Genomic DNA, 25,846 nt, shown 5'->3' with positions numbered 1-25,846 from the left:
GCCTGCTAACATTCGCCCCTTCGATTTTCGTTTCTCCATTTTCGTCCGAGAGCTTCCATGACCACGGTTCGCACCCGCATCGCGCCATCTCCGACCGGTGATCCTCACGTCGGCACCGCCTATATCGCGCTGTTCAACCTGTGCTTCGCCCGTCAGCACGGCGGCCAGTTCATCCTGCGCATCGAGGATACCGATCAGCTGCGCTCGACCCGTGAGTCCGAACAGCAGATCTACGATGCGTTGCGCTGGCTGGGTATCGAGTGGGACGAGGGTCCGGACGTCGGTGGCCCGCATGGCCCATACCGGCAGAGCGAGCGCGGCGAGATCTACAAGAAGTATTCGGACGAGCTGGTCGCCAAGGGGCACGCCTTTCCCTGCTTCTGTAGCGCCGAGCGCCTGGACCAGGTCCGCGCCGAGCAGATGGCCAACAAGGAGACACCGCGCTACGACGGCCATTGCATGCACCTCGACCCGGCCGAGGCCGAGCGCCGCATCGCCGCCGGTGAGTCCCACGTGATCCGCATGAAGGTACCGAGCGAAGGCGTGTGCCAGGTGCAGGACATGCTGCGCGGCACCGTCGAGATCGGCTGGGATCGCATGGACATGCAGGTGCTGATGAAGGCTGACGGCCTGCCGACCTACTTCCTCGCCAACGTGGTCGACGACCACCTGATGGGCATCACCCATGTGCTGCGTGGCGAGGAGTGGCTGCCGTCGGCACCCAAGCTGATCAAGCTCTACGAATACTTCGGCTGGGAGCAGCCGCAGCTGTGCTACATGCCGCTGCTGCGAAATCCGGACAAGAGCAAGCTGTCCAAGCGCAAGAACCCGACCTCGGTGACCTTCTACGAACGCATGGGCTTCCTGCCGCAGGCGATGCTCAACTATCTCGGCCGCATGGGCTGGTCGATGCCGGATGAGCGCGAGAAGTTCACCCTCGAGGAAATGATCGAGCATTTCGACCTCCAGCGCGTGTCGCTCGGTGGGCCGATCTTCGATCTGGAGAAGCTGTCCTGGCTCAATGGCCAGTGGCTGCGCGAGTTGCCGGTCGAGCAGTTCGCTGCCGAGGTACGGAAGTGGGCGTTCAATCCCGAGTACATGATGAAGATCGCTCCGCATGTGCAGCAGCGAGTGGAGACCTTCAGTCAGATCGCGCCGCTGGCCGGTTTCTTCTTCTCCGGGCCGTTGCAACTCGATCCGGCGTTGTTCGCCCACAAGAAGCTCGATGCCACGCAGGTCCGTCAGGTCATGCAACTGATCCTGTGGAAGCTCGAGGCACTGCGCCAGTGGGAGAAGGAGCGCATCACCGCCTGCATCACGCAGGTGGCCGAACACCTCGGCTTCAAGCTGCGGGATGTGATGCCGCTGATGTTCGCCGCGATCACCGGACAGGCCAGTTCCGTCTCGGTGCTCGATGCGATGGAAATCCTCGGTCCCGACCTGACGCGCTTCCGTCTGCGCAACGCGCTGGAACTGCTTGGCGGCGCTTCGAAGAAGGAAGCCAAGGAGTGGGAGAAGTTGCTGGCCAGCCTCGGCTGAGCCAACGCAGCCAAGGCGGTGTCGACGTTCGGCGCCGCCGCGTTGCGGGGCAGGACCGTTGGTCGGCGGTAAGTAATTGTTCCTGCTGCCAAAAAACTTTAGTCGCGCGGAAATTTGTTGTTGACACTGCCCAGGGGCGCCCCTAATATGCGCCCCGTCCTCGAGATGGGGCTATAGCTCAGCTGGGAGAGCGCTTGCATGGCATGCAAGAGGTCGACGGTTCGATCCCGTCTAGCTCCACCAATCTCGAAGAGCAGAATTGCCACCAGCCTGTAGTTGTAGATGCAGGTTGCGCTTGAAGGGTTTGCGTCCCCTTCGTCTAGTGGCCTAGGACACCGCCCTTTCACGGCGGTAACAGGGGTTCGAGTCCCCTAGGGGACGCCACTATTCGCGATGTTTGCATCGCACGTCGAGAGACGCTAAATCCGGGGCTATAGCTCAGCTGGGAGAGCGCTTGCATGGCATGCAAGAGGTCGACGGTTCGATCCCGTCTAGCTCCACCAAATTGCCAGCGATTCCAAGATTTCGGGATCGTCGAAGGTTTCGTCCCCTTCGTCTAGTGGCCTAGGACACCGCCCTTTCACGGCGGTAACAGGGGTTCGAGTCCCCTAGGGGACGCCATTTTTATTGCCCGTTTTGGGCATCAAGGGGTCATCTTTCATGAGATGGCCCTTTTTGTTTTGAGCGCTGGAAAGTGCCGGGTCAATGACGGGTTGCTGAATGCTCCGTCATAGCGAGCCGCAAGGCGCGTGACTCGCCGGCCACGCTGCGCTTTCATAGGCCATCGCAATCGGCCATCGAGGCATCTGACGAATGAGCTGGGATCAGCCGCAGGCGTTCATCATCGACCTGCACGTGGCATCGGAACATATCGACGAACTGGGACACGCCAACAACGCGGTCTATGTGACGTGGCTCGAACGCTGTGCCTGGCAGCACTCCCAGAGCCTCGGCCTGGGTATCGAGGACTATCACCGCCTGGACCGCGCCATGGCCGTTCTGCGGCACGAGATCGACTACCTGGCAGCGGCCTACGAGGGTGATGCACTGCAGCTCGGCACCTGGATCTCGGAGTCCGATCAGCGTCTGAAGATGAAGCGAAACTTCCAGCTGATCAGGCCTGCAGATGGTGCGACGCTGCTGCGCGCGCAGACCACTTTCGTCTGCATCGAACTCTCCAGCGGGAAACCCAAGCGCATGCCGCTGGAATTCGTCGACGGCTATGGCAAGGCGCTCGTACAGCCGTACCCGCTGGAGCTGTGAAGCCTGACGCTTAGCCGCGCTGCTCGGGCTTCATCGCGTCGCTCTCGCGGCGCTTTTCCGCATCCTCGCGCCAGTCGTCCTGCACTTCTTCCTTCATTCGCTGCTTGGCGCCGTCCTCGTTGTCGCGCACATGGCTGTCGCCGTGCTTTTCCTGCTGAACATTGGTGCCTTGCGGTTGGGTATTCATCTGATCCTGATCGGCCATTGCGGCTGCCGAAAACAGGCCGCCAAGGACGATCACGCTCGCGTACAAGATTTTCATCTGAACCTCCGGCTATCGGGGCGGTAAAGGACTTACCATCTCAATAACCGACCCGTTGCGCTGAAGATTCGTTCACTCCTTGCCGGTGCCCCGTTTCGTGAGCCAGACCGCCCTTCGCAAGATCATCCATATCGATTGCGACTGCTTCTATGCCGCGATCGAGATGCGCGACGATCCCAGCCTGGCGCGCCGCCCGATTGCCGTCGGCGGCGCGGCGGATCGGCGCGGTGTCATCGCCACCTGCAACTACGAGGCGCGCGCCTACGGGGTGCGCTCGGCCATGGCGTCAGGGCATGCCCTGAAGCTGTGCCCCGACCTGCTGATCCTGCGCCCGCGTATGGAGGCCTACCGCGAAGCGTCGCGGGAAATCCATGAAATTTTCCGTACTTACACCGAGCAGATAGAGCCGCTATCGCTCGACGAGGCCTACCTGGATGTCTCCGCCTGTGAGCACTTCGCCGGCAGTGCGACGCGTATCGCCGAGGACATCCGCCGACGGGTCTGGCAGCATCTGCGTATCACGGTGTCGGCCGGCGTCGCGCCAAACAAGTTTCTCGCCAAAATCGCCAGCGAGTGGAACAAGCCGGACGGCCTGTTCGTCGTCACGCCCGCACAGGTCGAGGAGTTCGTGAAAGCGCTCGAGGTCAAGCGTTTGCACGGGGTTGGCCGGGTCACCGCGGAAAAACTGGGCCGCCTGGGCATTCGCACCTGCAGTGATCTGCGCGAGTGGGGGAGGTTGTCGCTCGTTCGGGAGTTCGGTGCCTTTGGCGAGCGGCTCTGGGGGCTGGCCTGGGGAATCGACGAGCGTCCCGTGCAGGTGGAAAGCCGGCGCCAGTCGGTGAGCGTCGAACAGACCTACGATCGCGATCTGCCTGATCTGGCGGCCTGCCTCGAGCGGCTTCCGGAACTGCTGCAGCAGCTGTCGACCCGCATGGCCCGGTTGGACAGCGGTTATCGCCCGGGCAAGCCATTCGTGAAACTCAAGTTTCATGACTTCACCCAGACCACCCTGGAACAGGCTGGCGCCGGCCTGGAGCTGGACGACTATGCCGACCTGCTGGCGACCGCTTTCTCACGCCGCGCCCGGCCCGTGCGCCTGATTGGCGTCGGCGTGCGGTTGATCGACCTGCGTGGCGGTTTCGAACAGCTGCGCCTGTTCTGAGACAGCGCCTCGTTCGTGCGCCGCTTGGGCGAAAAGCACGAGGCCGCTCTTTCGAGCGGCCTTGCAGGCATAAAAGAGGGGATTCTCGGCCTGCCTGTACCAAGGTCCCCGAAACTGGATACCTGGGTAATTGCATGGGCTGTGCCAGTTTCGCAGACCGGAGGGCGCCATCGTGCAGAAGAGGCCTCAGAGGCCAGCTGACGGTCGTGTGGGAGGCTTGTTCCGGGATTCAGCGGGGAAAAGCGCCGGGGCATGGCGTCGCGGAGTGGCTTTCGGTGCCTGAAAGCGGTGCGCAGACGCCTTCGTCTGCGCACATTTGGCGCGGCTTATTCGAGTTCCGGCCAGAGGCGCAGCGCGGCACCTTCGCCTGGCCAGAGGCGTAGCTGGTCGATGTTGGAGACATCCCAGCGTTCGACTCGGTTGAGCAGGTCGAGGAACTGGTGCTCCTGTTCCATGATCTCCTCGGCGCACATCTTTCGTGTGCTACCCAGATTGCTGAAGCGCAGCCGCTGGCCATCGAGCTCGTAGCTGCCGAACCAGTGATTGCAGCCGGCATTGCCGTAGGCACGCCCTTCGCTCAAGGTCAGCGAGACCGGTGTGCGGCCGATCACCGGTTCGTCGCCAATCCACTCGGCGATATAGGTTACGTCGCGTTGCAGTTCCAGTGGTTCTGTTGCGCAACCGATCAGGCCGAGCGCTGCAACCAGGGGCAAGACGCGCAATGTCATAGCTGTTCCTCCTTCCGGCAACTGGGGCAACGGTGCTGGCCATCCTGGCCGGACCAGCCCAGCTCGGCGATGCGTGCCTGGGCTGCCGGCTTGCGTGCGGCCTCGCCGAGCCTGGCGTCGACGGCGAACTCGAAGTCCAGCCGTTTGCCACAGCTGTCACAGGCAACCTGCCAGTTGAGGATCTCCAGTTCGTGAAACACCGGCCCGCTGGCCACGGCCATCCACTGTCCGGGCGGGTTGATCAGATGACGCACTTTCTCGACGGTGAGGCGCTGCGAAAGATCGCGGCTGCCCTTGAGGGTGACGATCAGTACGTCGCCGCTGCGAATCGAGCCGCCATTGCCGGTGACCTGGTAGCGGCCCGGCGCCAGTGCACGGCATTCGGTGAGGGTGTGGGCGGGGTTGAGCAGGGTGTAGCGGAAATCGTGTTCGGCCATGACTCGTGTTCGACGCTGAGTTGTGCGCGCAATGCTAGCACGAGCCCCGGCGGCAGGCGTGCCGCCGGGGCGAATCGAACGCGGCGGGTCGAACGGTCACTGCGCCCGGGCAGGCGTCGACGTGCCGAAGGTATCCTCGAAGAACCGCTGCATATCACGCCAGGAGCGCTCGTCGGCGGCTTTCTGATAGGCCACGTCGAGGCCGTTCTTCTGATGGGCATCGGCGCCCGGATTGGTGAAGCCGTGCTTGGCCCCCGGCAGGCTGACGAACTGGTAATCGGCGCCGGCCTTGACCATCTCGACGTTCAGGGCCGCGACATCGTCTGCGCTGATCATGCTGTCTTCGGCGCCGTGCTCGACCAGCACTCGCGCCTTGACGCTACCCGGCGCGGCGCGGGTTTCGGTGGCCAATGCGCCGTGGAAGCTGACCACGCCGTCCAGCGGCACGCCCTGGCGCGCCATGTCCAGGACTACCTTGCCGCCAAAGCAGTAGCCGACCGCGCCCAGCTTGTCGGTATCCGTCTGTGCCTGCTCCTTGAGCAGATCCAGGCCGGCGTTGAAGCGGCCCTTGGCTGCATCGGCGTCCTTCAGTGCGGCCTGCATGAAGCTCATGGCGTCCTTGGGGTGCTCGGTGTTCCTGCCCTCGCCATACATGTCGATGGCCAGGGCGCTGTAGCCCAGCTCGGCGAGGTCGCGGGCGCGTTGCTTGGCGTAGTCGTTAAGGCCCCACCATTCATGCACCACCACGATGCCGGGGCGCTTGCCCTCGATGGCATCGTCGTAGGCGTAGTAACCGATCATCTTGGTGTCGTCGGCAGCGGTGTAGGGGATTTCCTGCGTCTGTACCGCGGCATTGGCGGTGACGCTGGCAGCCATGAGCAGGCCGAGCAGGCAATGGCGCATCGTGAGGTCTCCTTGACTGGCATTAGTGGGATAGAGGCATTCGAGCAAGCATAGCGGCTGTTCGACCGTACGCGCAGCGTGTGGGTTCGTGTGGCGGCATGCCGGACCGGAAAACGAAAAAGCCCCGCCAGGACGGCAGGGCTTTTCGTCGACCATGGTTGGGGTCAGCCGCCCAGGTAGGCGTCGCGTACCTTCGGATCGGTCAGCAGGTCCTCACCACTTCCCTGCATGACGATATGGCCGTTCTCCAGCACATAGCCGCGATCGGCCAGCTTGAGCGCCTGGTTGGCGTTCTGCTCGACCAGGAACACGGTCACTCCGTCTTCGCGCAACTGCTCGATGATCTCGAAGATCTGCTGGATGATGATCGGCGCCAGGCCCAGCGACGGCTCGTCGAGCAGCAGCAGCTTGGGCTTGCTCATCAGTGCGCGGGCGATGGCGAGCATCTGCTGCTCACCACCGGACATGGTGCCGCCGCGCTGCTGATAGCGCTCCTTCAGCCGCGGGAACAGGCCGAGCACCTTGTCCAGCTGCTCCTGGAAGTCCGCCTTGCCGGTGAAGAAGCCCCCCATGGAGAGATTCTCCTCCACCGTCAGGCGCGAGAAGATCCGCCGACCCTCGGGCACCACGGCGATGGCCTTGCGCATGATGTCGCAGGTCTGCTGGCCGACCAGCTCTTCCCCCTGGAAGCGAATGCTGCCGCTGGCCGCCTGCGGTGTGCCGCAGAGGGTCATCAGCAGGGTCGATTTGCCGGCACCGTTGGCGCCGATCAGGGTGACGATTTCGCCCTGTTGTACCTGCACGTTGATGCCGTGCAGGGCCTGGATCTTGCCGTAGAAGGTCGAGACGTTTTCGAAAGTCAGCATGCTCACGCCTCCCCCAGATAGGCTTTGATCACGTCAGGGTTGTTGCGCACCTGCTCGGGCGAGCCGTTGGCCAGTGGGGTGCCCTGGTTGATCACGTAGATGTGGTCGGAAATGCTCATGACCAGCTTCATGTCGTGCTCGATCAGCAGCACGGTGACACCGTGTTCGTCACGCAGCAGGGCGATCAGCGCCTTTAGGTCCTCGGTCTCCTTCGGGTTCAGGCCGGCCGCCGGCTCGTCCAGCATGAGGATGCGCGGACGCGTCATCATGCAGCGGGCGATTTCCAGGCGACGCTGCTGACCGTAGGCGAGGGTGCCCGCCGGGCGGTTGGCGATGTCGGTGAGGTTCACCTGTTCCAGCCAGTGGGCGGCGAAGTCCATGGCCTCGCGTTCGCTCTGACGGAACGCCGGCGTCTTCAGCAGACCGGCGAGAAAGTTGGTGTTCAGGTGTCGGTGTTGCGCTACCAGCAGGTTCTCCACCGCCGTCATGTCCTTGAACAGGCGGACATTCTGGAAAGTGCGTACCACGCCCTGACGGGCAATCTTGTGGCCGGGCAGGCCGTGGATCGGCGTGCCGTCGAGCAGGATTTCACCGGCGGTCGGCTGGTAGAAGCCGGTCAGGCAGTTGAATACGGTGGTCTTGCCGGCGCCGTTGGGGCCGATCATCGAAACCACCTGCTTGTCGTGTACGGTCAGCGCCACCTCGTTGACGGCCAGCAGGCCGCCGAAGCGCATGGTCAGGCCGCGTACTTCCAGGATCGGGCGGCTCATTGCTTCAGCTCCAGGTGCGGGCGTTGCATCGGCAGCAGGCCTTGCGGACGCCAGATCATCATCAGCACCATCAGGGCGCCGAACATCAACATGCGGTATTCGCTGAACTCGCGCATCAGCTCGGGCAGCAGGATCATCACGATGGCTGCGAGAATCACGCCGAGCTGCGAGCCCATGCCACCCAGCACGACGATGGCGAGAATGATCGCCGACTCGATAAAGGTGAATGACTCCGGCGAGACCAGCCCCTGGCGTGCAGCGAAGAAGCTGCCGGCGAACCCGGCGAAGGTGGCGCCGAGGGTGAACGCGGAAAGCTTGATCACCGTGGGGTTCATGCCGAGTGCGCGGCAGGCGATCTCGTCTTCGCGAAGGGCTTCCCAGGCGCGGCCGATCGGCATGCGCAGCAGCCGGTTGATCACGAACAGGGTCAGCAGTACCAGCAGCAGGGCGATCAGGTAGAGGAAGATCACCTTGTTCACCGAGTTGTAGGCGATGCCGAAGTACTCGTGGAAGGTCTGCATGCCTTCGGCGGCGCGGCGGTCGAACGACAGGCCGAAGAAGGTTGGCTTGTCGATGCCGCTGATGCCGTTGGGGCCGCCGGTGATGCTGGTCATGTTACGCAGCAGGATGCGGATGATCTCGCCGAACCCCAGCGTCACGATGGCCAGGTAGTCACCGCGTAGACGCAGTACCGGGAAACCGAGCAGGAAGCCGAACAGTGCGGCCATCGCTCCGGCGATTGGCAGCGCGGTCCAGAAGCCGACCCCGTAGTAGTGCGACAGCAACGCGTAGGTGTAGGCGCCCACGGCGTAGAAGCCGACGTAACCCAGGTCCAGCAGGCCGGCCAGCCCGACCACGATGTTAAGGCCGAGGCCGAGCATCACGTAGATCAGGATCAGCGTGGCGATGTCCACGGCACCGCGCGAGCCGTAGAACGGCCAGACCAGCGCAACCAGCACCAGCGCCAGGATGATCCAGCGTTGGGTCGAGGGCAGGGTGAGGAAGTTGCCAGCACCGGCTGGCACGCTCGGCAGGCTCGGGCTGGCGGCCCAGCCGGCGGCCAGATGCGTGCGGAACAGTTGCCAGACGAACATGGCCACCGCGCAGGCGGCGATGATCCAGAATGTGCCGGCTTCGGCGCCATGCACCTCGACGCGGATACCGACGGTGGTGAGCTTCAGGCCGAACACCGGCACCGCCACGGCGATGACCAGCAGGGCGCTGAAGAAAGCGATACGCAGATTGCCGGTCATACCTTTTCCACCTCCGGGCGGCCGAGGATGCCGGTGGGGCGGAACAGCAGCACGAGCACGAGCAGGCTGAAGGCCACGACGTCCTTGTACTGATCACCGAAGATGTCGGCACCGAAGGCTTCGGCGACGCCCAGCACCAGGCCGCCGAGCATGGCGCCCGGAATGCTGCCGATGCCGCCGAGCACTGCGGCAGTAAATGCCTTGATGCCGGCGAGGAAGCCGATGTGCGGGTTGATCACGCCGTACTGCATGCTGATCAGCACCGCCGCGATGGCAGCCAGCGCCGCGCCGATGACGAAGGTCAGCGCGATGATGCCGTTGGTGTTGATGCCCAGCAGGTTGGCCATCTTCAGGTCCTCGGCGCAGGCGCGGCAGGCACGGCCCAGGCGGGAGCGGGAGATGAACAGCGTGAGGCCGTACATGGCGACGAAGGTGACCACGAAGATCAGGATCTGCATGTAGGAGATCACCACACCATTCATGGTGCTTTCACCGATGACCAGGTTGCCCGGCATCAGGTTGGGGATCGCCTTGTCCTTGGAGTCCTGGGCCAGCAGCACGACGTTCTGCAGGAAGATGGACATGCCGATGGCGGAGATCAGCGGGATCAGGCGGTTACTGCCACGTAGCGGGCGGTAGGCCACCCGTTCGATGCTGTAACCATAGGCGCTGGTGACGATCATGGCGGTGACGAAGGCGCCGATCATCAGGATAGGCAAGGCATCCAGGCCCATCATGGACAGGCCGACAATGGCGATGAAAGCGACATACGAGCCGATCATGTACACCTCGCCGTGGGCGAAGTTGATCATGCCGATGATGCCGTACACCATCGTGTAACCGATGGCGATCAGCGCGTAGGTGCTGCCAACGGTCAGCCCGTTGATCAGCTGTTGTAGGTAGTGGTAAAGCTCAGGCATCACTGCTCTCCCGAAGTCCCTGCAATTCCATCCGGTCTGGCTGCGCTGCCCACTTCGAACACACCGCACACCCTGGCGCGGCGCCACTGCGGTACGGCACCCTGCGGATCACGCATGGCGTCGGTTCGAGGCGGGCCTGCTGTTCAGGCCGCTCGTTGGATTACAGGTATGGCAAGGCGGCCCGGTGCTTGTGGCAGGGCCGCCCGCTAAAACAAAGCCCACAAGCGAGTGTGGGCTTTGCCAGGCTGATGAAAGTTACTTGGCTTCGGTCTTGGTGCCGTCCTGGTGCCATTCGTAGACGACGAAGTTGAAGTCCTTCAGGTCGCCCTTTTCATCGAACGCGAGGTTGCCGGTGGGAGTGTCGAAGGTGTTGCTGCGCAGCGCTTCGGCGACCTTGTCGGTGTCGGTGCTGCCAGCCTTCTCGATGCCTTCTGCGATGACCTGAACCGCGGCGTAGGCGGGGAACACGAACGGGCCGCTCGGATCCTGCTTCTTGGCCTTGAAGGCATCAACCAGTTCCTTGTTGCGTGGATCCTGGTCGAAGGACTTCGGCAGCGTCACGTACATGCCTTCGGAGGCCGGGCCGGCGATGGCGGAGATTTCCGAGTTGCCGACGCCTTCCGGACCCATGAAGCGCACGTTCAGACCTTTTTCCTTGGACTGACGCAGCAGCAGGCCCAGCTCCGGGTGGTAGCCGCCGTAGTAGACGAAGTCGACGCCTTCGCGCTTGAGCTTGGCGATCAGCGAGGAGAAGTCCTTGTCACCGGCATTGATGCCTTCGAACAGGCCGACCTTGATGTTCTTGCTTTCCAGGGTCTGCTTGACGGCCGTGGCGATGCCTTCGCCGTACTGCTGCTTGTCGTGGATGACGGCGACGTTCTTCGGCTTGACGTGATCGGCAATGAAGTTGCCGGCGGTCGGACCCTGCAGGCTGTCCAGGCCGATGGTGCGGAAGATCAGCTCGTAACCGCGGGAGGTGATGTCCGGGCTGGTGGACGCCGCGGTGATCATCAGGATGCCTTCGTCCTCGTAGATATCGGACGCCGGCTGAGTGGAGCTGGAGCAGAGGTGGCCAACGACGAACTTGACGTTGTCATTGACGATCTTGTTGGCCACCGCCACGGCCTGTTTCGGATCGCAGGCATCGTCGTAGCGAACGCCTTGCAGTTGCGCGCCGTTCACCCCGCCGGCCTTGTTGATCTGCTCGATGGCCATTTCGGCCCCGATGAACTGCATGTCCCCGTACTGCGCCACCGGCCCGGTTACCGGCCCTGCCAATCCGATGCGGATCGTGTCGGCGGCCAGGCTGTAGCTGGCTGCGCCGGTCAGTGCCATTGCCAGGAAAATTTTCGAAAGACGCTGGTTGGTCTTCATAAGTGCTCCACTTGCATCGTTATTGTTTGAATCCTGCGGGCCGGAGTGCCGTTAAGAGGCGAACATCCCGAAACGCTCCGGCAACTGTACCGGCACAGTGTAGAAGTGTCTCCTCCGTTTGCACAGCCGGCAGATTCAACCGTTTGATGGGAATCGGGGCGCGGGTATCATGGCGCCTTTTTCGTTACGGACGAGTCCCATGGCCGACGACGCAAGCACTCTTTATGCCAAGCTGTTGGGCGAAACCGCAGCGATCACCTGGCAGGAACTGCAGCCTTTCTTCGCCCGCGGCGCGTTGCTGCAGGTGGCTGGCGAGGCCGATCTGGTCGAGGTAGCGGTGGCGGTAGCCGAGGACGATCAGGCCAAGGTGGCCGCCTGGCTGACCGGCGGCCAGCTGGCGAAGATGCCTGCCGAGCAGGCTCAGGACTGGCTGGAGCGAGACCCCGACCTGTGGGCCGTGGTCGTGGCGCCCTGGGTGCTGGTGCAGGAACGCGTAGCGAAGCCGGCGCTGCACTGAAACGGGGCGGGCGTGACGCTGACGCCGCCCTCATCCTCTCACCCAGCGCTGCCGTGCCCAGGCGCTCAGGCTGTCCACCGCCAGCACCATCGCCAGCATGGCGAGGATCACCGTCGAGGCCTGAGCTTCCTGGAACAGGCTGAGACTCATGTAGAGCATCTGGCCGAGGCCACCGGCGCCGACGAAGCCGAGCACACTGGCCATGCGGATATTGTTCTCCCAGCGATACAGCGTGTAGGCCACCAGCTGCGGCCACAAAGTCGGCAGGGTGCCGTAGCAGAACGCGGCGACCCGGCCGCTGCCGGCCAGGCGCAGGGCGTCGGCGGGCTGCGGCGGGGTGTTCTCCAGCGCCTCGGCGAACAGGCGGCCCAGCACACCGGCAGTATGCAGCGCCAGCGCCAGGGTCCCGGCATTCGGGCCTAGGCCGGCGGCGAGCACCATCAGTGCCGCCCACACCAGTTCCGGAATTGCCCGCAGTGCATTGAGCAACAGGCGCGACGCCGCTTGCGCGAGCAAACCGAAGCGCCCCGCCGCCGGTAGCGCCAGCAGCAGGCCGAGCAGCGCGGCGAGCAGGGTGCCAATGGCCGACATGGCCAGGGTTTCCAGCGTGCCGTGAGCGATCGCCCGCAGATGATTGGCCGACAGGTCCGGGGTCATGAAGCCCGACGCGTAGGCAGCCATCTGGGTCAGGCCGTCGCGGCTGAGCAGCGCGGCGCTGTCCAGCTGCAGGAAGGCGAACGCCGCCATCACGGCGCCGAGCAGACCCAGCGGGATGAGCAGGCGCGACAGCAACCTCATGCGAACCTCCAGCGCAGCAGACGGCTGAGCAGGTCCGCCAGCAGCACCAGCGCCAGGAAGGTCAGCAGCATGCTCGCCACTTCGCCGCCGGCGAACATGCGCATCGACAGATCCATCTGCTGACCCAGCCCGCCAGCGCCAACGAAGCCCATCACCACCGATGCACGAATCGCGCATTCCCAGCGGTACACGCTGTAGGACAGCATTTCTCCGGTGGCCTGTGGCAGCACGCCGTAGAAAAACGCCTGCAACCGTGAGGCGCCGCTGCCGAGCAGGGCCCGGGCCGGCAACGGGTCGACCGATTCGAAGATCTCCGCATAGACCTTGCCCAGCATGCCGGCGTAAGTGATGGCGATGGCCAGCACGCCAGCGGTCGGGCCGAGGCCAACGGCGCGAACGAACAGCAGCGCCCAGACGATCTCCGGGATGCTGCGCAGCACGATCAGCAGGCCGCGTACCGGCCAGCGCAGGGCGTGGGTCCACCAGGCCGGGCGGCCGCCTCGGCTGAGTGCCGAAAGCGACAGCGCGCGAGTGGCGAGAAGGGCGCAGGGAATGGCGATGGCCAGCGCGAGGGTCATGCCGGCGGTGGCGATGGCCAGGGTTTCCAGCGTCGCCTGCCAGAGCAGGGCAAGGAAGTCTCCGCCATGCTCCGGCGGCCAGAAGGCGGAAACGAAGCTGCCCATGGTGTCGGCGTTGCTGCCGTCGAACAGCACGCCAATGTCCAGCTCGCTCAACCGCAGGCCCGGCCAGAGCAGCGCCACGGCCAGCAGCGTCAGCAGCAGGCGGGAGGTGGCGGCAGGGTCATGGCGAACGAGCGCGGGGTTCAGCATCGTGGAATGTTCAGCTGCACGCGAGGCGCTGGCGCCGATGCCGGCGTGTGTTCGAGCTGCTCGTTGGCGTACAGCGCAGCCAGCTCGCCCGGGCCGATTTCGGCGGACGGTTTGTCGAACAGGATGCGCCCGTCCCGCACACCGATGATGCGCGGGAAGTGCTCCAGCGCCAGCTCCACCGCGTGCAGGCTGGCCAGCAGGGTGGCGTTGCGCCGCTGTGCCTCGCGGTTGAGCAGGCCCAGCGTGTGGCTGGCCAGCACCGGGTCCATTGCCGAAACGGGTTCGTCGGCGAGGATCAGGTCCGCGCCCTGGTAGAGCATGCGGGCGATACCGACGCGCTGCAGCTGACCGCCGGAGAGCTGATCGCAGCGCATGTACAGCTTGTCCGTCAGGTCCAGGCGACCGAGTGCGTCGGCAGCGCCCTGGCGATCCAGTGGGTAGATCAGGCTGAGCAGGCTTTTCGCCAGCGACCACTGGCCGAGACGACCGGCCAGCACCGCGGTGATGACGCGTTGCCGAGGTGGCAGCGGCGGCGCCTGGTGGATCAGGCCGATGCGCGTGCGCAGGCGTTGGCGAGCTCCGGCGGAGAGCGACCAGGGACGTTGTCCGAGCAGCTCGACTTCGCCGCCGTCAGGCTTGAGCGCCGTGGCCAGCAATCGCAGCAGGGTGGTCTTGCCAGCACCGGACGGGCCGATGATGGCAACGCGCTCGCCGGGTGCTACCTGCAGGTCGATGCCCTGCAACGCCACCTGGCCGCCGGCGTGGGTATGGTCCACGCCGGCGAGCTTCAGCGCCGGGCCCTGCATGCCGACGTGGCCCGGTATCTGCTCGGTTTGCAGGCTGTTCATGGGCGACGCAGCGATGGCGTCACTTGAGCAGGCCGGCTGCGCGCGCGGCTTCCTCGATGCCAGCATAATTCTCCGGCTTGGTCTCGATGAAGCGGCTGGCGGCCTGCAGATCGAGGATCGCCTTGTGCTCCGGGTTAGCCGGATCGAGGGCGAGGAACGCTGCCTTGATCTTCTCGACCAGCGCCGGATCGAGGTTGCCACGCACCGTCCAGTTGTAGTCGTAGTAGGGCGGGGTGGTGGAGATCACTCGCACCTTGGCGGTATCGACCTTGCCGGCCGCGACCAGCTTGTCCCAGACCGAGGCGTTGAGCACGCCGGCGTCGGCCTTGCCGGCTTCGACCCAGGCCGCAGTGGCGTCATGGGCGCCGGAGTAGGCGATGCGCTTGAAGTACTGCTCCGGCTCGATGCCGTCCTTGAGCATGAAGTAGCGCGGCATCAGGCTGCCGGAGGTGGAGGACACCGAGCCGAACGCGAAGGTCTTGCCTTTCAGGTCGGCCAGCGACTTGACCTCAGGGTCGGCGGTGATGAACTTGCTGGTGAACTGCTCGTCCTGCTCGCGCTGCACCAGCGGGATCGCATCGCCGGTCTTCAGGCGCGTCTGCACGAAGGTAAAACCGCCGAGCCAGGCGAGATCGAGGCGGTCGGATGCCAGGGACTCGACGACCGCGGCGTAATCCGACACCGGGGTGAATTTCACCGGCATGCCCAGCTGCTGTTCCAGATATTCGCCCAGCGGCTTGAACTTGCGGATCAGCTCGGTCGGGGCTTCGTCAGGAATGGCAGAAACGCGCAGGGTTTCGGCGGCATGGGTAGTGGCAATGGACAAGGACAGGGCAAGGCCGGCGACGGCTGCCAGGGAGCGCTTCAGCATTGAGGGTTCTCCGGTTCAATAGCGGAAAAAGCGCGCGGATTATAGAGCCTGGCGGCCACCGGGAGCCAAGCGAAAAGCTGAACGACTTCAAAACCGGCCATCGCCCTGGCTGGACCGCTGGCGAAATATCCTGCAACACGACGAACTTTTTTCAGGCGCCAAACCTAAGGGTTCTGTAGTGGCCGAATATCAGCAATGTGCCACCCCGCAGGGCGAAGGAAACGAATGTGATGTGCGATGAGAAGCGTCAGTCGACCATGGTTTGGGCGGATGGCCACTCCTTCAGGGAGGTGGCCAGAATTCGGGAGCAGCCGGTCGAATCCAAGGACGATCCTGGCATGGCGTTTGGCGAAAAGATGTTCACCCAGGCGCGTCTGGCGGCGTTCGTGCTCGGCCCGCTGCTGATCGATCTGCCACAAGGCTAGGGCGTCGCAAGACGATCCGGCCAAACGCCGCGGCAAGCGCTCAGCGCGAGCCGCGGCGTGATCACTCAGACGCCGCTGAACAGTACCAGCAGCACGGCGCCGAGAATCAGGCGATAGATCACGAACGGCAACATGCCGACACGCTCCAGCAGTTTGAGGAAAAAGTGGATGCACAGGTAGGCGCTGATCGCCGACAGCACCACCCCCAGCCCCATTGCCGTCCAGTCCACGGCTACCTCGCCTTCCACCAGATCGAGCGTGCTCAAGCCGCTGGCAAGCACGATGATCGGGATCGACAGCAAAAACGAGAAGCGCGCCGCGCCGGAGCGCGACAGTCCCAGCAGCAGGCCGGCCGTCATGGTGACGCCTGAGCGCGAGGTGCCGGGAATCAGTGCCAGTGCTTGTGCACAGCCGATCAGCAGAATGTCTTTCCAGCTCAGGCTGTGCTCATCGCGCGGTTGCGGGGTACGCCGGCTGACCACGTCGGACCACCACAGCAGCAGGCCGAAGCCGATGGTTGCCCAGGCGATCACCAGCGGCGAACGCATCTGCTCCTCGATGAATCCCTTGAAAAGCAGCCCGGCGATGCCCGCCGGGATCGTGCCGAGAATGACGGCCCAGGCCAGCCGGCTGTCACCGACACGCTCGCGGCGGGCAAGGGATGCGAACCAGTCGCGGGTCATGCCGAACACTTCCTGGCGGAAGTACCAGACCACGGCGGCGAGCGTGCCCAGGTGCACGGCTACGTCGAATGCCAGCCCCTGGTCGTCCCAGCCCACCAGGTGCGGGAAGAGGATCAGGTGAGCGGAGCTCGATACCGGCAAGAACTCGGTAAGCCCCTGCACGATGGCCAGGACGATGATCTGAATTAAATCCATTGCGTGTTTCCTGCGATGTCTTCTGATGCACGATGAGCACGTGCGATGAGCGGATGGTCTGCGCGAGGCGATGCCTCGGGGCCTCCTTCAGAGGCGCTTGAAGGCGGATCGTTCCGGTTGGTCGGGCAAAATGCTGGATTGCGTTTGATGACATTGTGACATTGCGCCGTCGCATGGGGCGGCGCTGCTGCGCCTCGCGCCATGGCCGGATACGCCGGGGCGGGGCTAGAATCGGCCATTCGTTCACCAAGGAGCCGTCTCATGTCCGATCTGCCAACCATTGCCTTCGCCGGGATCGGCCTGATGGGCCTGCCGATGTGTCGACGCCTGCTGGCGGCCGGATATCGTCTGGTGGTGTGGAATCGCTCGTCGGAGAAGTGCCAGCCACTGGTCGATCTGGGCGCCAGGGCCGTGGCGACCCCCGCCGAGCTGTGCGCCGAGGCCGATGTCGTGCTGCTTTGCATGGCGGACACCGCCGCCGTGCGCGAGGTGCTGTTCGGCAAGGGGGGCGTCGCCGAGGGCGGCAAGGCCGGCAAGCTGCTGGTCGACCATTCCAGCCTGGAACCCACCGCGACCCGGGATATGGCGGCAGAGCTGGAGTTTCGCTGTGGCATGCGCTGGGTCGATGCACCGGTCTCCGGCGGCACTGCCGGCGCGGAAGCCGGCACGCTGGCGATCATGGCTGGCGGCCGTGCCGAGGATGTCGAGCGGGTGCGGCCGATTCTGATGAACCTCGGCCAGCGTCTGACCCACATGGGCGAGGTGGGCGCCGGGCAGGTGACCAAGGTCTGCAACCAGATGATCGTCGCCTGCAACGCCCTGGTGATCGCCGAGGTGGTGGCGCTGGCCGAGCGCGCCGGGGTCGATGCCAGCCTGCTGGCGCCGGCACTGGCGGGCGGTTTCGCTGACTCCAGACCGCTGCAGATCCTCGCTCCGCAGATGGCAGCGAGTGAGTTCGAGCCGGTGAAATGGCACGTGCGCACCTTGCTCAAGGATCTCGACACCGCAGTGAAACTGTCTCGTGAGCAGGGCTCGGCGACGCCCTTGAGCGGTTTGGCCGCGCAGTTGATGCGCCTGCACGGCAGCCAGGGCAACCTGGAACGCGATCCGGCAACTCTGGTGCAGATGTACCGGGAGGGCGACCAGTGAAGATCGCGGCCAATCTTTCGCTGCTGTTCACCGAACTGCCGCTGATCGAGCGCATCCTCGCCGCCCGCGTCGCCGGCTTCGATGGTGTGGAGATCCAGTTCCCCTACGAAGTCCCGGCCATCCGGCTGAAGGACCAGCTCGAGCGCGCCGGCCTGCCGCTGGTGCTGATCAACCTGCCGGCCGGCGACCTGATGCAGGGCGGCCCCGGGCTGGCGGCGGTACCGGAGCAGCAGGACGCCTTTGATGCCGCCCTGCAGGAGGCGCTGAACTACGCGCTCATGGTGCGCCCGGCCTGCGTCAACGTGCTGCCGGGGCGCCTGGCCGAGGGTGTCGAACGCGAACTGGCGCTGGAGACCCTGGAGCGCAACCTGTGGAAGACCGCCGATGCCTTCGAGCTGCTCGGCATCCGCGTGCTCTGCGAGGCGATCAACCCGCTGGACATGCCGGGATTTCTGATCAACAGCGCGGCCGACCTGCGTGCGCTGCTGGAGCGGGTCGAACACCCCAACTGCATGGCGCAGCTGGACTTCTACCATATGGCCCGTCAGGGGCTGGACCTGCCGGACTGCATCGCCCGGCTGGCCGGGCGCATCGGTAATGTGCAGTTTGCCGATAGCCCCGGGCGCGGCGCGCCCGGTACCGGCGAGGTGGACTTCCCGGCGGCGCTGCAGGCGCTGAAGGCCGGCGGCTACCAGGGCTGGCTGGGCGCCGAATACAAGCCGGGCGAGCAGGGCAGCGAGGCCAGCCTCGGCTGGCTCGCCGAATGGCGCGCCCGCTGAACCATCGCGCGGCATAAGCGAGGCTGATGTTCGGAGACAGGAGCAGGCACAGACTCTAGAGTCATGGTCGAGTCCCGGCTGGTCTGCGGCCGGAATATAAGAACAATCGAGACCGACGTCATGCAGCCTTCCACCCAAGCTTCCAACGCCTGGCGCGTGCTGTTTCTGCTGTTTCTGGCGAATCTGTTCAACTTCTTCGATCGCACCATCCCGGCCATCATCGCCGAGCCGATCCGGCTGGAGTGGAGCCTCAACGACTTCCAGCTCGGCCTGATCGGCACCGCCTTCACCATCGTCTACGCCATTGCCGGCCTGCCGCTGGGGCGCATGGCCGACCTCGGCTCGCGGCGCAAGATCATGGGCTGGGGGCTCACGGCCTGGAGCGGCCTGACGGCTATCAACGGGCTGGCCTGGAACTTCTGGAGCTTCCTGCTGATTCGCATGGGCATCGGTATCGGCGAGGCCAGCTACGCGCCGGCAGCCAACTCGCTGATCGGCGACCTGTTTCCGGCGCACAAGCGGGCCCGGGCCATGGGCATCTTCATGCTGGGCCTGCCGCTGGGGCTGCTGCTGGCCTTCTTCACCATCGGTTCCATGGTCGAGTTCTTCGGCAGCTGGCGTGCGCCCTTCTTCATCGCCGCGGTGCCCGGGCTGGTGCTGGCGGTGTTCATCTTCCTGATCCGCGAGCCCACGCGCGGCGCGGCCGAGACCGTCAAGGTCTCGCAGGAACCCGTGCAGCAGCCGATCCGCAAGGTGCTGTCGATCCGCACCTTCTGGTGGCTGGTAATGGCCGGGCTGGCATTCAACTTCGCCACCTACGCCTGCAACGCTTTCATGGTGCCGTTGCTGATGCGCTATCACGGGGTTTCGCTGGTCAATGCCTCGGTCGCCACCGGTGTGATCGTCGGCCTGACCGGCCTGATCGGCCTCACCCTGGGCGGCTGGGTCGCCGATCGCATCCATCAGCGCTTCGCCCGCGGCCGGCTGATGTTCGCCGCGGCGAGCATGCTGATCGCCACGCTCGCGACCGGCTACGCGCTGCTCGCCGGGCGGATCGACGTGGGCCTGTTCGTTGCGGTCTTCAGCATCGGCTGGCTGTTCTCCTACAACTTCTATACCTGCGTCTACACCGCGATCCAGGACGTGGTCGAGCCGCGCCTGCGGGCCACGGCCATGGCGCTGTTCTTCGCCGGCTTGTACCTGCTCGGTGGTGGCATGGGCACGGTGGTGGTGGGGCTGCTCTCGGACCATTTCGCCGAAGCGGCGATGCTGGCGGCAGGGGCTGGCGAAATGGCCGAGGCGTTCCGCGCCGAAGGGCTGCACGGCGCGATGTACCTGATTCCGGCGTCGCTGCTGCTGACCATGGTGTTCCTGTTCCAGGCCTCACGGACCTTCTGTGCCGATGCCAAGCGCATGACGGCCGGAATGACTGCCGGGGCGCCTGGTGCGGAGGCGGTGCCTGCCTGACAGGGCGTTGCGTCATGGGGTTTGTGCCCGGACCAGTGATGGCCGGGCATTTTTTTTGCGGGTAGAACGCTGGCTGCGGCAGCCGACGATAGGCCTGCAAGCGGGTGCTACCTCCATTACACTGCGCGGCCGTTTTTCTGTACCCGCGGACCACGCCATGTTCAACGCTTCACCTGCCCGCGCCTGCGGCATCGATTTCGGCACCTCCAATTCCACGGTCGGCTGGTGGCGGCCGGATGTCGATCCGCTGATCGCACTGGAAGGTGACCAGCCGACGCTGCCCTCGGTGGTGTTCTTCAATCTCGAAGAGCGCCGCCCGGTCTACGGTCGCCAGGCGCTGGACGAGTACCTCGAAGGCTACGAGGGCCGACTGATGCGCTCGCTCAAGAGCCTGCTTGGCTCCAAGCTGCTGAAGAGCGAAACCACCGTGTTGGGCAGCGCCATGCCGTTCAAGGATATCCTCGGGCTGTTTCTCGGCACCCTCAAACAGCGGGCAGAAGCCGCGGCGGGCCGACCTTTCGAGGAGGTCGTGCTGGGCCGGCCGGTGTTCTTCGTCGACGATGATCCGCAGGCCGACCGCGAGGCGTCCGAGACCCTGGCGGGGGCTGCGCGCAAGATCGGCTTCGGCGAGGTGTCCTTCCAGTACGAGCCGATCGCCGCGGCCTTCGACTACGAGTCGCGTATCGAGCGCGAGGAGCGCGTGCTGATCGTGGATATCGGCGGCGGTACCTCCGACTTCTCGCTGGTGCGCCTGTCGCCCGAGCGCCGTGCGGTGGACGACCGGCAGGCGGACATCCTCGCGACAGGCGGCGTGCATATCGGCGGCACCGACTTCGACAAGCAGCTCAGCCTGTACGGGGTGATGCCGCTGTTCGGCTATGGCAGCCGGATGAAAAGCGATGCGCCGATGCCCACCAGCACCCACCTCAACCTCGCCACCTGGCACACCATCAACGCGGTCTACGCCCCGGCGTCGCAGCGCGCGCTGCAGAGCATGCGCTACGACATCGTCGATCCCACCGGCATCGATCGGCTGTTCCGCCTGATCGAGCAGCGCGCCGGCCACTGGCTGGCGATGCAGGTGGAGCAGGGCAAGATCGAGCTCACCGAGCAGCAGCGCTTCGCCATCGATTTTCAGCGCATCGAGCCGGATCTGCGGGTCGAGCTGAGCCGGCAGGGCTTCGAGAGCGCCATCGCCGCGCTGCTCGAACGCATCGGTGCCAGCATCAAGCAGCTGCTGGCCGATGCCGGGGTGCGTGCCGAGGAGGTCGACACGGTGTTCTTCACCGGCGGTTCCAGCGCCATTCCCGCGTTGCGCGACAGCGTCGCCGGGTTGCTGCCGCGGGCGCGCCATGTCGAGGGCAACCGCTTCGGCAGCATCGGCAGCGGGTTGGCCATCGAGGCGCGCAAGCGCTACGGTTGAGCCGGGCCGCAACGTCATTCGCTGACACAAAAACTTCACACTGACGGGTCAACGTCGGGTGCAGGCTGCGGGTCCCATTAACGGTGCTCAAGCGGAGCGTCTTCATGGAGAGCAATTCGATGGCCTATCGCATCCGACCTACTCGCAACGCCGCCAAGGAAGTGCGCAAGGCCGCCCTGCAGCGCATCGACAAGGCGATCCAGGCGCTTACGGTCGAGGCGGATGAGTGCGCGGAAGGGGTGCATCAGGCGCGCAAGCGCTTCAAGGAACTGCGAGCCCTGTTGCGGCTGGTACGCGAGCCGCTCGGTGCACGTTTCAAGCTCGACAACCGGCGGCTGCGCGACGTGGGGCGGCGCCTGGCCGAGTCCCGCGATGCCGCGGCGATGCTGGAAAGCTGGGACGCCCTGGCACGGGCCAACCAGCCACTGTTCGTCAGCGACGCGTTCCGCCAGATTCGCCTGCAACTGCAGCAGCGCGCCGCGCCGGATGGCGAGGTGCACGCGGATTTCGACGCGGAGCTGGCCGAAGTGCTGGGTGAGCTGCGTGCGCTGACCCAGGAAATGCAGCACTGGAAGCTGTCCGGCAAGGGCTTCGGGCTGCTCGCCAACGGATTGCGCCGCACCTACAGCGACGGCGTGCGGGATCTGGCGCGGGCGGAACGGGATGCTTCGGACGAGCTGCTGCACGAGTGGCGCAAGCGGGTGAAGGATCATTGGTATCACTGCCAGCTGCTTTCGCCGTGCTGGCCGGACGCGCTGGAAAGCCGCGCCGATCAGCTCAAGCAGGTCGCCGATGCCCTGGGCGATGACCATGACCTGGCGATGATGGCCCAGCTGATGGAGCGCGAGCCCGATCTGTTCGGCGCGCCGGAGACTCGAGAGCAGTTGCAGCGTTGTATCCAGCAGCGCCGCGAGCAGCTGCAGCAACGAGCGCTGCGCCTTGGCCGGCGGCTCTACGCCGAGGGGCCGAAGGCGCTGGTCACCCGAATGGCGGCCTACTGGTGCATCGCCCGGGCGGAGCGCGGTTAGCTTCGCACGTGGCCCTGGGGGCGGGCCTCAGCCCGCCGGTCAGGGCCGGAACGCGCCAGCTTATCCGGCAACCAGTACGCGTATCGCTTCCAGGCGCAGGGCGGCCTTTTCCAGTGCCGCCAGACCGTCCTCGCGTTGCTGGCGCAGCGCTTCGATTTCGCTGTCACGCACGCTCGGGTTGACGGCCTGCAGGGCCACCAGTCGGGCAAGCTCTTCGTCCAGCCCGGCCTTGAGCTTGCGCTGGGCTTCGGCGACGCGTTCGACATGGCGCGGCTTGATCTTGGCCTCGGCGGCGGCGATCTGCGTGGCCAGCACGTCGCGCTGGGCCTGGACGAACTTGTTGGCGCTGGCGCGTGGCACGCTTTCCAGCTGATCGTTGAGCGTGTCGAAGGCCACCTTGGCCGCCAGGTCGTTGCCGTTGCCGTCGAGCAGGCAGCGCAGCGCCAGCGGCGGCAGGAAGCGGCTCAGCTGCAGGGCGCGCGGCGCCACCACCTCGCTGACGAACAACAGTTCGAGCAGCACGGTACCCGGCTTGAGCGCCTTGTTCTTGATCAGCGCCACCGCGGTGTTGCCCATGGAACCGGACAGCACCAGGTCCATGCCGCCCTGCACCATGGGATGTTCCCAGGTGAGGAATTGCATGTCCTCGCGGGCCAGCGCCTGCTCGCGGTCGTAGGTGATGGTCACGGCCTCGTCGTCGCCCAGCGGGAAGCTGGCGTCCAGCATCTTTTCGCTGGGGCGCAGCACCAGGGCATTTTCCGAGTGGTCTTCACTGTCGATGCCGAACGCATCGAACAGCTGCTCCATGTAGATCGGCAGCGCGAACTGGTCGTCCTGCTCCTCGATGGCGTCCACCAGCGCCGTGCCCTGCTCGCCACCGCCGGAGTTGAGTTCCAGCAAACGGTCACGGCCGGCATGCAGCTCGGCTTCCAGGCGCTCACGCTCGGCGCGGGCTTCGTCGATCAGGCCCTGGAAGGTGTCGTCATCGCCATCTTCCAGCAGCGGCAGCAGGCGCGGGCCGAACTGATGTTGCAGGGCATTGCCGGTCGGGCAGGTGGCCAGGAAGGCGTTCAGCGCTTCGTGGTACCACTTGAACAGGCGCTCCTGCGGGCTGGTTTCCAGATAGGGCACGTGCAGCTGGATAGTGTGCTGCTGGCCGATACGGTCGAGGCGGCCGATGCGCTGCTCGAGCAGGTCCGGATGAGCCGGCAGATCGAACAGCACCAGATGGTGGCTGAACTGGAAGTTGCGGCCTTCGCTGCCGATTTCCGAGCAGATCAGCACCTGCGCGCCGAACTCCTCGTCGGCGAAGTAGGCCGCGGCGCGGTCACGTTCGAGGATGCTCATGCCTTCGTGGAATACCGTGGCCGGGATGCCGGAGCGCACGCGCAGCGCGTCCTCCAGATCCAGCGCGGTCTCGGCGTGGGCGCAGATGACCAGCACCTTGTACTTCTTCAGCATCTTCAGGGTGTCGATCAGCCACTCGACACGCGGGTCGAACTGCCACCAGCGATTCTGCTCGTCGGCCGGTTCCTGCTGACTCTGGAAGGCGACTTCCGGATACAGCTCGGCGTGCTCGCCCAGCGGCAGCTCCATGTATTCGGCGGGGCAGGGCAGCGGGTAGGGGTGCAGCTGGCGCTCGGGAAAGCCCTGCACGGCGGCGCGCGTATTGCGGAACAGCAGGCGGCCGGTGCCGTGACGGTCGAGCAGCTCGCGGATCAGCCGACTGCTGGCCTCGATATCGCCATCGGTGGCGGCGGCGAGCAGGGCTTCGCCTTCGGCGCCGAGGAAATCATGGATGGTCTGATGAGCCTGCTGCGAGAGACGACCCTCGTCGAGCAGTTCCTGCACGGCTTCGGCCACTGGCTGGTAGCTGGAGCTCTCGGCGCGGAAGGCGTCGAGGTCGTGAAAGCGATTCGGGTCGAGCAGGCGCAGACGGGCGAAGTGGCTGTCCAGGCCCAGCTGTTCCGGGGTCGCGGTCAGCAGCAGCACGCCGGGGATCACTTCCGCCAGCTGTTCGACCAGCCGGTATTCGGCGCTGGCACTTTCCGGGTGCCAGACCAGATGGTGCGCCTCGTCCACCACCAGCAGGTCCCAGCCGGCGGCGAAGGCCGCATCCTGGGCGCGCTCGTCTTCCTTCAGCCACTCCAGCGACACCAGCGCCAGTTGGGTGTCTTCGAACGGGTTGCTGGCATCGCTCTCGATGAAGCGCTCGGCATCGAACAGCGCAACTTCCAGATTGAAGCGGCGGCGCATCTCCACCAGCCACTGGTGCTGGAGGTTCTCCGGTACCAGGATCAGCACCCGGCTGGCGCGGCCGGAGAGCAGCTGGCGATGGATAATCAGGCCGGCTTCGATGGTCTTGCCCAGACCCACCTCGTCTGCCAGCAGCACGCGGGGGGCGATGCGGTCGGCGACCTCCTTGGCAATGTGCAGCTGGTGCGCGATGGGCTGTGCACGCACGCCACCCAGGCCCCACAGCGAGGACTGCAGCTGGGCACTCTGGTGCTGCAGGGTGTGGTAGCGCAGGCTGAACCAGGCCAGCGGGTCGATCTGGCCGGCGAAGAGGCGGTCGCTGGCCAGGCGGAACTGGATGAAGTTCGACAGCTGGGTTTCCGGCAGGGTGCGGGCTTCGTTCTGCGCGGTCAGGCCGTGATAGACCAGCAGGCCATCGACGTCATCGACCTCGCGCACGGTCATCTTCCAACCTTCGAAGTGGGTGATCTCGTCTCCCGGGACGAAGCGTACGCGGGTCAGTGGCGCACTGCGCGTCGCATACTGGCGGGTCTCGCCGGTCGCCGGGTAAAGCACGGTGAGCATCCGTCCATCCTGAGTGAGGATGGTTCCGAGGCCGAGTTCCGCCTCGCTGTCGCTGATCCAGCGTTGCCCCGGTAGATACTGCTGCGCCATGCTGCCTCCCGCTGTGAAAAAGCCGGCTATGGTAACGGAACGTCGCCGGGAGAGCGACGCCGATGGCGACTGCTCGACGCATGAAGTGTAGCGGTCCTGTTAAAGTTGACCGGTGCCGCGCCGACTCACAGGTAAGGAGGGCCATCAGCATGCTGCCACCCATTCCAACCGGCGTGATTCCGGTTGCCGCCCAGCAGGACGTGGTCAAGCCACGCCCCGAGGTGGCGCCGGTGACACCCGTACAGGCGAGCTCCGACGAAAGCGCCGTCACGCTCGACCGCCGGCATCCGCAGGAGAGCGCGGAAATGCTGCGCGACGAGCAACGGCGGCGGCAGCGTCGCGGCTATACCCCGGAGGAGCTGGCCAAGGGCGAGACCGACGAGCAGGATCAGGCCGCGCTCGAAGAACTGCCGCGCCAAGGGCTCTGGGTCGATGTCGAGGTCTGA

26 protein-coding genes and 4 tRNA genes are annotated in these 25,846 nt (G+C 65.1%); 15 read left to right on the top strand and 15 right to left on the bottom strand.

Translation table 11 applies throughout. The features are described from left to right. Positions 1-57 precede the first annotated feature (57 nt). The 6 genes from gltX (at position 58) to VF716_RS03435 (ending at position 2,802) form a co-directional block, all read left to right on the top strand. Complete coding sequence (gene gltX / locus VF716_RS03460) at positions 58-1,539, top strand: glutamate--tRNA ligase (RefSeq protein WP_020306989.1); 1,482 nt, start codon at positions 58-60, stop codon at positions 1,537-1,539. Between the two features lie 167 nt (positions 1,540-1,706). After that, positions 1,707-1,782 (top strand) — tRNA-Ala (locus VF716_RS03455). 65 nt (positions 1,783-1,847) lie between these two features. Continuing rightward, positions 1,848-1,923, top strand: a tRNA-Glu gene (locus VF716_RS03450). A gap of 43 nt (positions 1,924-1,966) precedes the next feature. Beyond that, a tRNA-Ala gene (locus tag VF716_RS03445) sits at positions 1,967-2,042 on the top strand. A gap of 42 nt (positions 2,043-2,084) precedes the next feature. Beyond that, a tRNA-Glu gene (locus VF716_RS03440) sits at positions 2,085-2,160 on the top strand. Positions 2,161-2,352: 192 nt separating this feature from the next. Beyond that, positions 2,353-2,802: an acyl-CoA thioesterase gene (locus VF716_RS03435; RefSeq protein WP_106442160.1), complete on the top strand. Its 450-nt coding sequence runs from the start codon at positions 2,353-2,355 to the stop codon at positions 2,800-2,802. Between the two features lie 10 nt (positions 2,803-2,812). Here VF716_RS03435 and VF716_RS03430 read toward each other — a convergent pair whose 3' ends face one another. Next, positions 2,813-3,064 (bottom strand): hypothetical protein, encoded by a 252-nt coding sequence (locus VF716_RS03430; RefSeq protein WP_013983603.1) that lies wholly within the window; start codon positions 3,062-3,064, stop codon positions 2,813-2,815. A gap of 97 nt (positions 3,065-3,161) precedes the next feature. Between VF716_RS03430 and dinB the strand changes: the two genes are divergently transcribed. After that, a complete protein-coding gene (dinB, locus tag VF716_RS03425) occupies positions 3,162-4,226 on the top strand; it encodes a DNA polymerase IV (RefSeq protein WP_440551785.1) in 1,065 nt (354 codons plus the stop codon). 326 nt (positions 4,227-4,552) lie between these two features. Here dinB and VF716_RS03420 read toward each other — a convergent pair whose 3' ends face one another. The 8 genes from VF716_RS03420 to VF716_RS03385 all read right to left on the bottom strand — a co-directional run bounded on the left by VF716_RS03420 (position 4,553) and on the right by VF716_RS03385 (position 11,477). Further along, positions 4,553-4,954, bottom strand: a complete 402-nt coding sequence (locus tag VF716_RS03420) for an META domain-containing protein (RefSeq protein WP_013983601.1) — start codon at positions 4,952-4,954, stop codon at positions 4,553-4,555. Then, on the bottom strand, positions 4,951-5,391 hold the full coding sequence (locus VF716_RS03415) for a hypothetical protein (RefSeq protein WP_017246314.1): 441 nt from the start codon (positions 5,389-5,391) through the stop codon (positions 4,951-4,953). Before VF716_RS03415 ends, VF716_RS03420 begins: the two co-directional genes overlap by 4 nt. Before the next feature lie 96 nt (positions 5,392-5,487). Next, positions 5,488-6,294 (bottom strand): dienelactone hydrolase family protein, encoded by an 807-nt coding sequence (locus VF716_RS03410; protein WP_434757789.1) that lies wholly within the window; start codon positions 6,292-6,294, stop codon positions 5,488-5,490. Between the two features lie 164 nt (positions 6,295-6,458). Then, positions 6,459-7,160, bottom strand: coding sequence for an ABC transporter ATP-binding protein (locus VF716_RS03405; protein ID WP_013983598.1), 702 nt, complete (start codon positions 7,158-7,160; stop codon positions 6,459-6,461). A gap of 2 nt (positions 7,161-7,162) precedes the next feature. Further along, on the bottom strand, positions 7,163-7,930 hold the full coding sequence (gene livG, locus VF716_RS03400; RefSeq protein WP_011914086.1) for a high-affinity branched-chain amino acid ABC transporter ATP-binding protein LivG: 768 nt from the start codon (positions 7,928-7,930) through the stop codon (positions 7,163-7,165). Next, entirely contained in the window at positions 7,927-9,183 is a 1,257-nt protein-coding gene (locus tag VF716_RS03395) for a high-affinity branched-chain amino acid ABC transporter permease LivM (protein WP_011914085.1), read from the bottom strand. The genes livG and VF716_RS03395 overlap by 4 nt, the downstream gene beginning before the upstream one ends. After that, on the bottom strand, positions 9,180-10,103 hold the full coding sequence (livH, locus tag VF716_RS03390) for a high-affinity branched-chain amino acid ABC transporter permease LivH (protein ID WP_011914084.1): 924 nt from the start codon (positions 10,101-10,103) through the stop codon (positions 9,180-9,182). The genes VF716_RS03395 and livH overlap by 4 nt, the downstream gene beginning before the upstream one ends. Positions 10,104-10,358: 255 nt before the next feature. Beyond that, positions 10,359-11,477 carry a branched-chain amino acid ABC transporter substrate-binding protein gene (locus tag VF716_RS03385; protein ID WP_011914083.1) on the bottom strand — a complete coding sequence of 373 codons (1,119 nt, stop codon included), beginning with the start codon at positions 11,475-11,477 and terminating at the stop codon, positions 10,359-10,361. Positions 11,478-11,676: 199 nt separating this feature from the next. On the opposite strand from VF716_RS03385, the gene VF716_RS03380 reads away from it, so the two are divergent. After that, entirely contained in the window at positions 11,677-11,994 is a 318-nt protein-coding gene (locus tag VF716_RS03380) for a DUF2288 domain-containing protein (protein ID WP_013983597.1), read from the top strand. Between the two features lie 30 nt (positions 11,995-12,024). Here VF716_RS03380 and phnE read toward each other — a convergent pair whose 3' ends face one another. The 4 genes from phnE to VF716_RS03360 are packed head-to-tail and all read right to left on the bottom strand — an operon-like array spanning position 12,025 to position 15,341. Then, the gene (phnE, locus tag VF716_RS03375) at positions 12,025-12,792 is read right to left on the bottom strand and encodes a phosphonate ABC transporter, permease protein PhnE (RefSeq protein WP_011914081.1); all 768 of its coding nucleotides are present in this window, start codon (positions 12,790-12,792) and stop codon (positions 12,025-12,027) included. After that, the gene (locus VF716_RS03370; protein ID WP_013983595.1) at positions 12,789-13,622 is read right to left on the bottom strand and encodes a PhnE/PtxC family ABC transporter permease; all 834 of its coding nucleotides are present in this window, start codon (positions 13,620-13,622) and stop codon (positions 12,789-12,791) included. The genes phnE and VF716_RS03370 overlap by 4 nt, the downstream gene beginning before the upstream one ends. Continuing rightward, positions 13,616-14,470 carry a phosphonate ABC transporter ATP-binding protein gene (locus VF716_RS03365; protein ID WP_053527498.1) on the bottom strand — a complete coding sequence of 285 codons (855 nt, stop codon included), beginning with the start codon at positions 14,468-14,470 and terminating at the stop codon, positions 13,616-13,618. Before VF716_RS03365 ends, VF716_RS03370 begins: the two co-directional genes overlap by 7 nt. Before the next feature lie 19 nt (positions 14,471-14,489). Further along, positions 14,490-15,341 carry a putative selenate ABC transporter substrate-binding protein gene (locus VF716_RS03360; RefSeq protein WP_013983593.1) on the bottom strand — a complete coding sequence of 284 codons (852 nt, stop codon included), beginning with the start codon at positions 15,339-15,341 and terminating at the stop codon, positions 14,490-14,492. 230 nt (positions 15,342-15,571) lie between these two features. Here VF716_RS03360 and VF716_RS03355 point away from each other — a divergent pair, with 230 nt between their 5' ends. Next, positions 15,572-15,766: a hypothetical protein gene (locus tag VF716_RS03355; protein ID WP_013983592.1), complete on the top strand. Its 195-nt coding sequence runs from the start codon at positions 15,572-15,574 to the stop codon at positions 15,764-15,766. Positions 15,767-15,831: 65 nt separating this feature from the next. Here the strand turns inward: VF716_RS03355 and VF716_RS03350 are convergent, their stop codons facing one another. Beyond that, entirely contained in the window at positions 15,832-16,644 is an 813-nt protein-coding gene (locus VF716_RS03350) for an undecaprenyl-diphosphate phosphatase (RefSeq protein WP_011914076.1), read from the bottom strand. Between the two features lie 261 nt (positions 16,645-16,905). Here VF716_RS03350 and VF716_RS03345 point away from each other — a divergent pair, with 261 nt between their 5' ends. The 5 genes from VF716_RS03345 (at position 16,906) to VF716_RS03325 (ending at position 22,490) form a co-directional block, all read left to right on the top strand. Next, positions 16,906-17,793, top strand: a complete 888-nt coding sequence (locus tag VF716_RS03345) for an NAD(P)-dependent oxidoreductase (protein ID WP_053527497.1) — start codon at positions 16,906-16,908, stop codon at positions 17,791-17,793. Continuing rightward, positions 17,790-18,572 (top strand): hydroxypyruvate isomerase family protein, encoded by a 783-nt coding sequence (locus tag VF716_RS03340; RefSeq protein WP_053527496.1) that lies wholly within the window; start codon positions 17,790-17,792, stop codon positions 18,570-18,572. Before VF716_RS03345 ends, VF716_RS03340 begins: the two co-directional genes overlap by 4 nt. Positions 18,573-18,692: 120 nt before the next feature. Beyond that, the gene (locus VF716_RS03335) at positions 18,693-20,039 is read left to right on the top strand and encodes a spinster family MFS transporter (RefSeq protein WP_049326167.1); all 1,347 of its coding nucleotides are present in this window, start codon (positions 18,693-18,695) and stop codon (positions 20,037-20,039) included. 157 nt (positions 20,040-20,196) lie between these two features. After that, positions 20,197-21,462 (top strand): Hsp70 family protein, encoded by a 1,266-nt coding sequence (locus tag VF716_RS03330; RefSeq protein ID WP_213918123.1) that lies wholly within the window; start codon positions 20,197-20,199, stop codon positions 21,460-21,462. A 104-nt stretch (positions 21,463-21,566) separates the two neighbouring features. Further along, on the top strand, positions 21,567-22,490 hold the full coding sequence (locus VF716_RS03325) for a CHAD domain-containing protein (protein ID WP_081002380.1): 924 nt from the start codon (positions 21,567-21,569) through the stop codon (positions 22,488-22,490). Positions 22,491-22,550: 60 nt separating this feature from the next. On the opposite strand, the gene rapA is transcribed toward VF716_RS03325, so the two are convergent. Then, the gene (gene rapA / locus VF716_RS03320) at positions 22,551-25,400 is read right to left on the bottom strand and encodes an RNA polymerase-associated protein RapA (RefSeq protein ID WP_011914070.1); all 2,850 of its coding nucleotides are present in this window, start codon (positions 25,398-25,400) and stop codon (positions 22,551-22,553) included. A 149-nt stretch (positions 25,401-25,549) separates the two neighbouring features. On the opposite strand from rapA, the gene VF716_RS03315 reads away from it, so the two are divergent. Then, positions 25,550-25,846 (top strand): hypothetical protein, encoded by a 297-nt coding sequence (locus VF716_RS03315; protein ID WP_011914069.1) that lies wholly within the window; start codon positions 25,550-25,552, stop codon positions 25,844-25,846.

The organism is Stutzerimonas sp. Brlt_14, assembly GCF_051948915.1.
In the GTDB taxonomy this organism is placed as follows: domain Bacteria; phylum Pseudomonadota; class Gammaproteobacteria; order Pseudomonadales; family Pseudomonadaceae; genus Stutzerimonas; species Stutzerimonas stutzeri.
The sequence above is the reverse complement of the archived record's forward strand: the minus strand, read 5'-3'. Positions and strand labels throughout refer to the sequence as shown.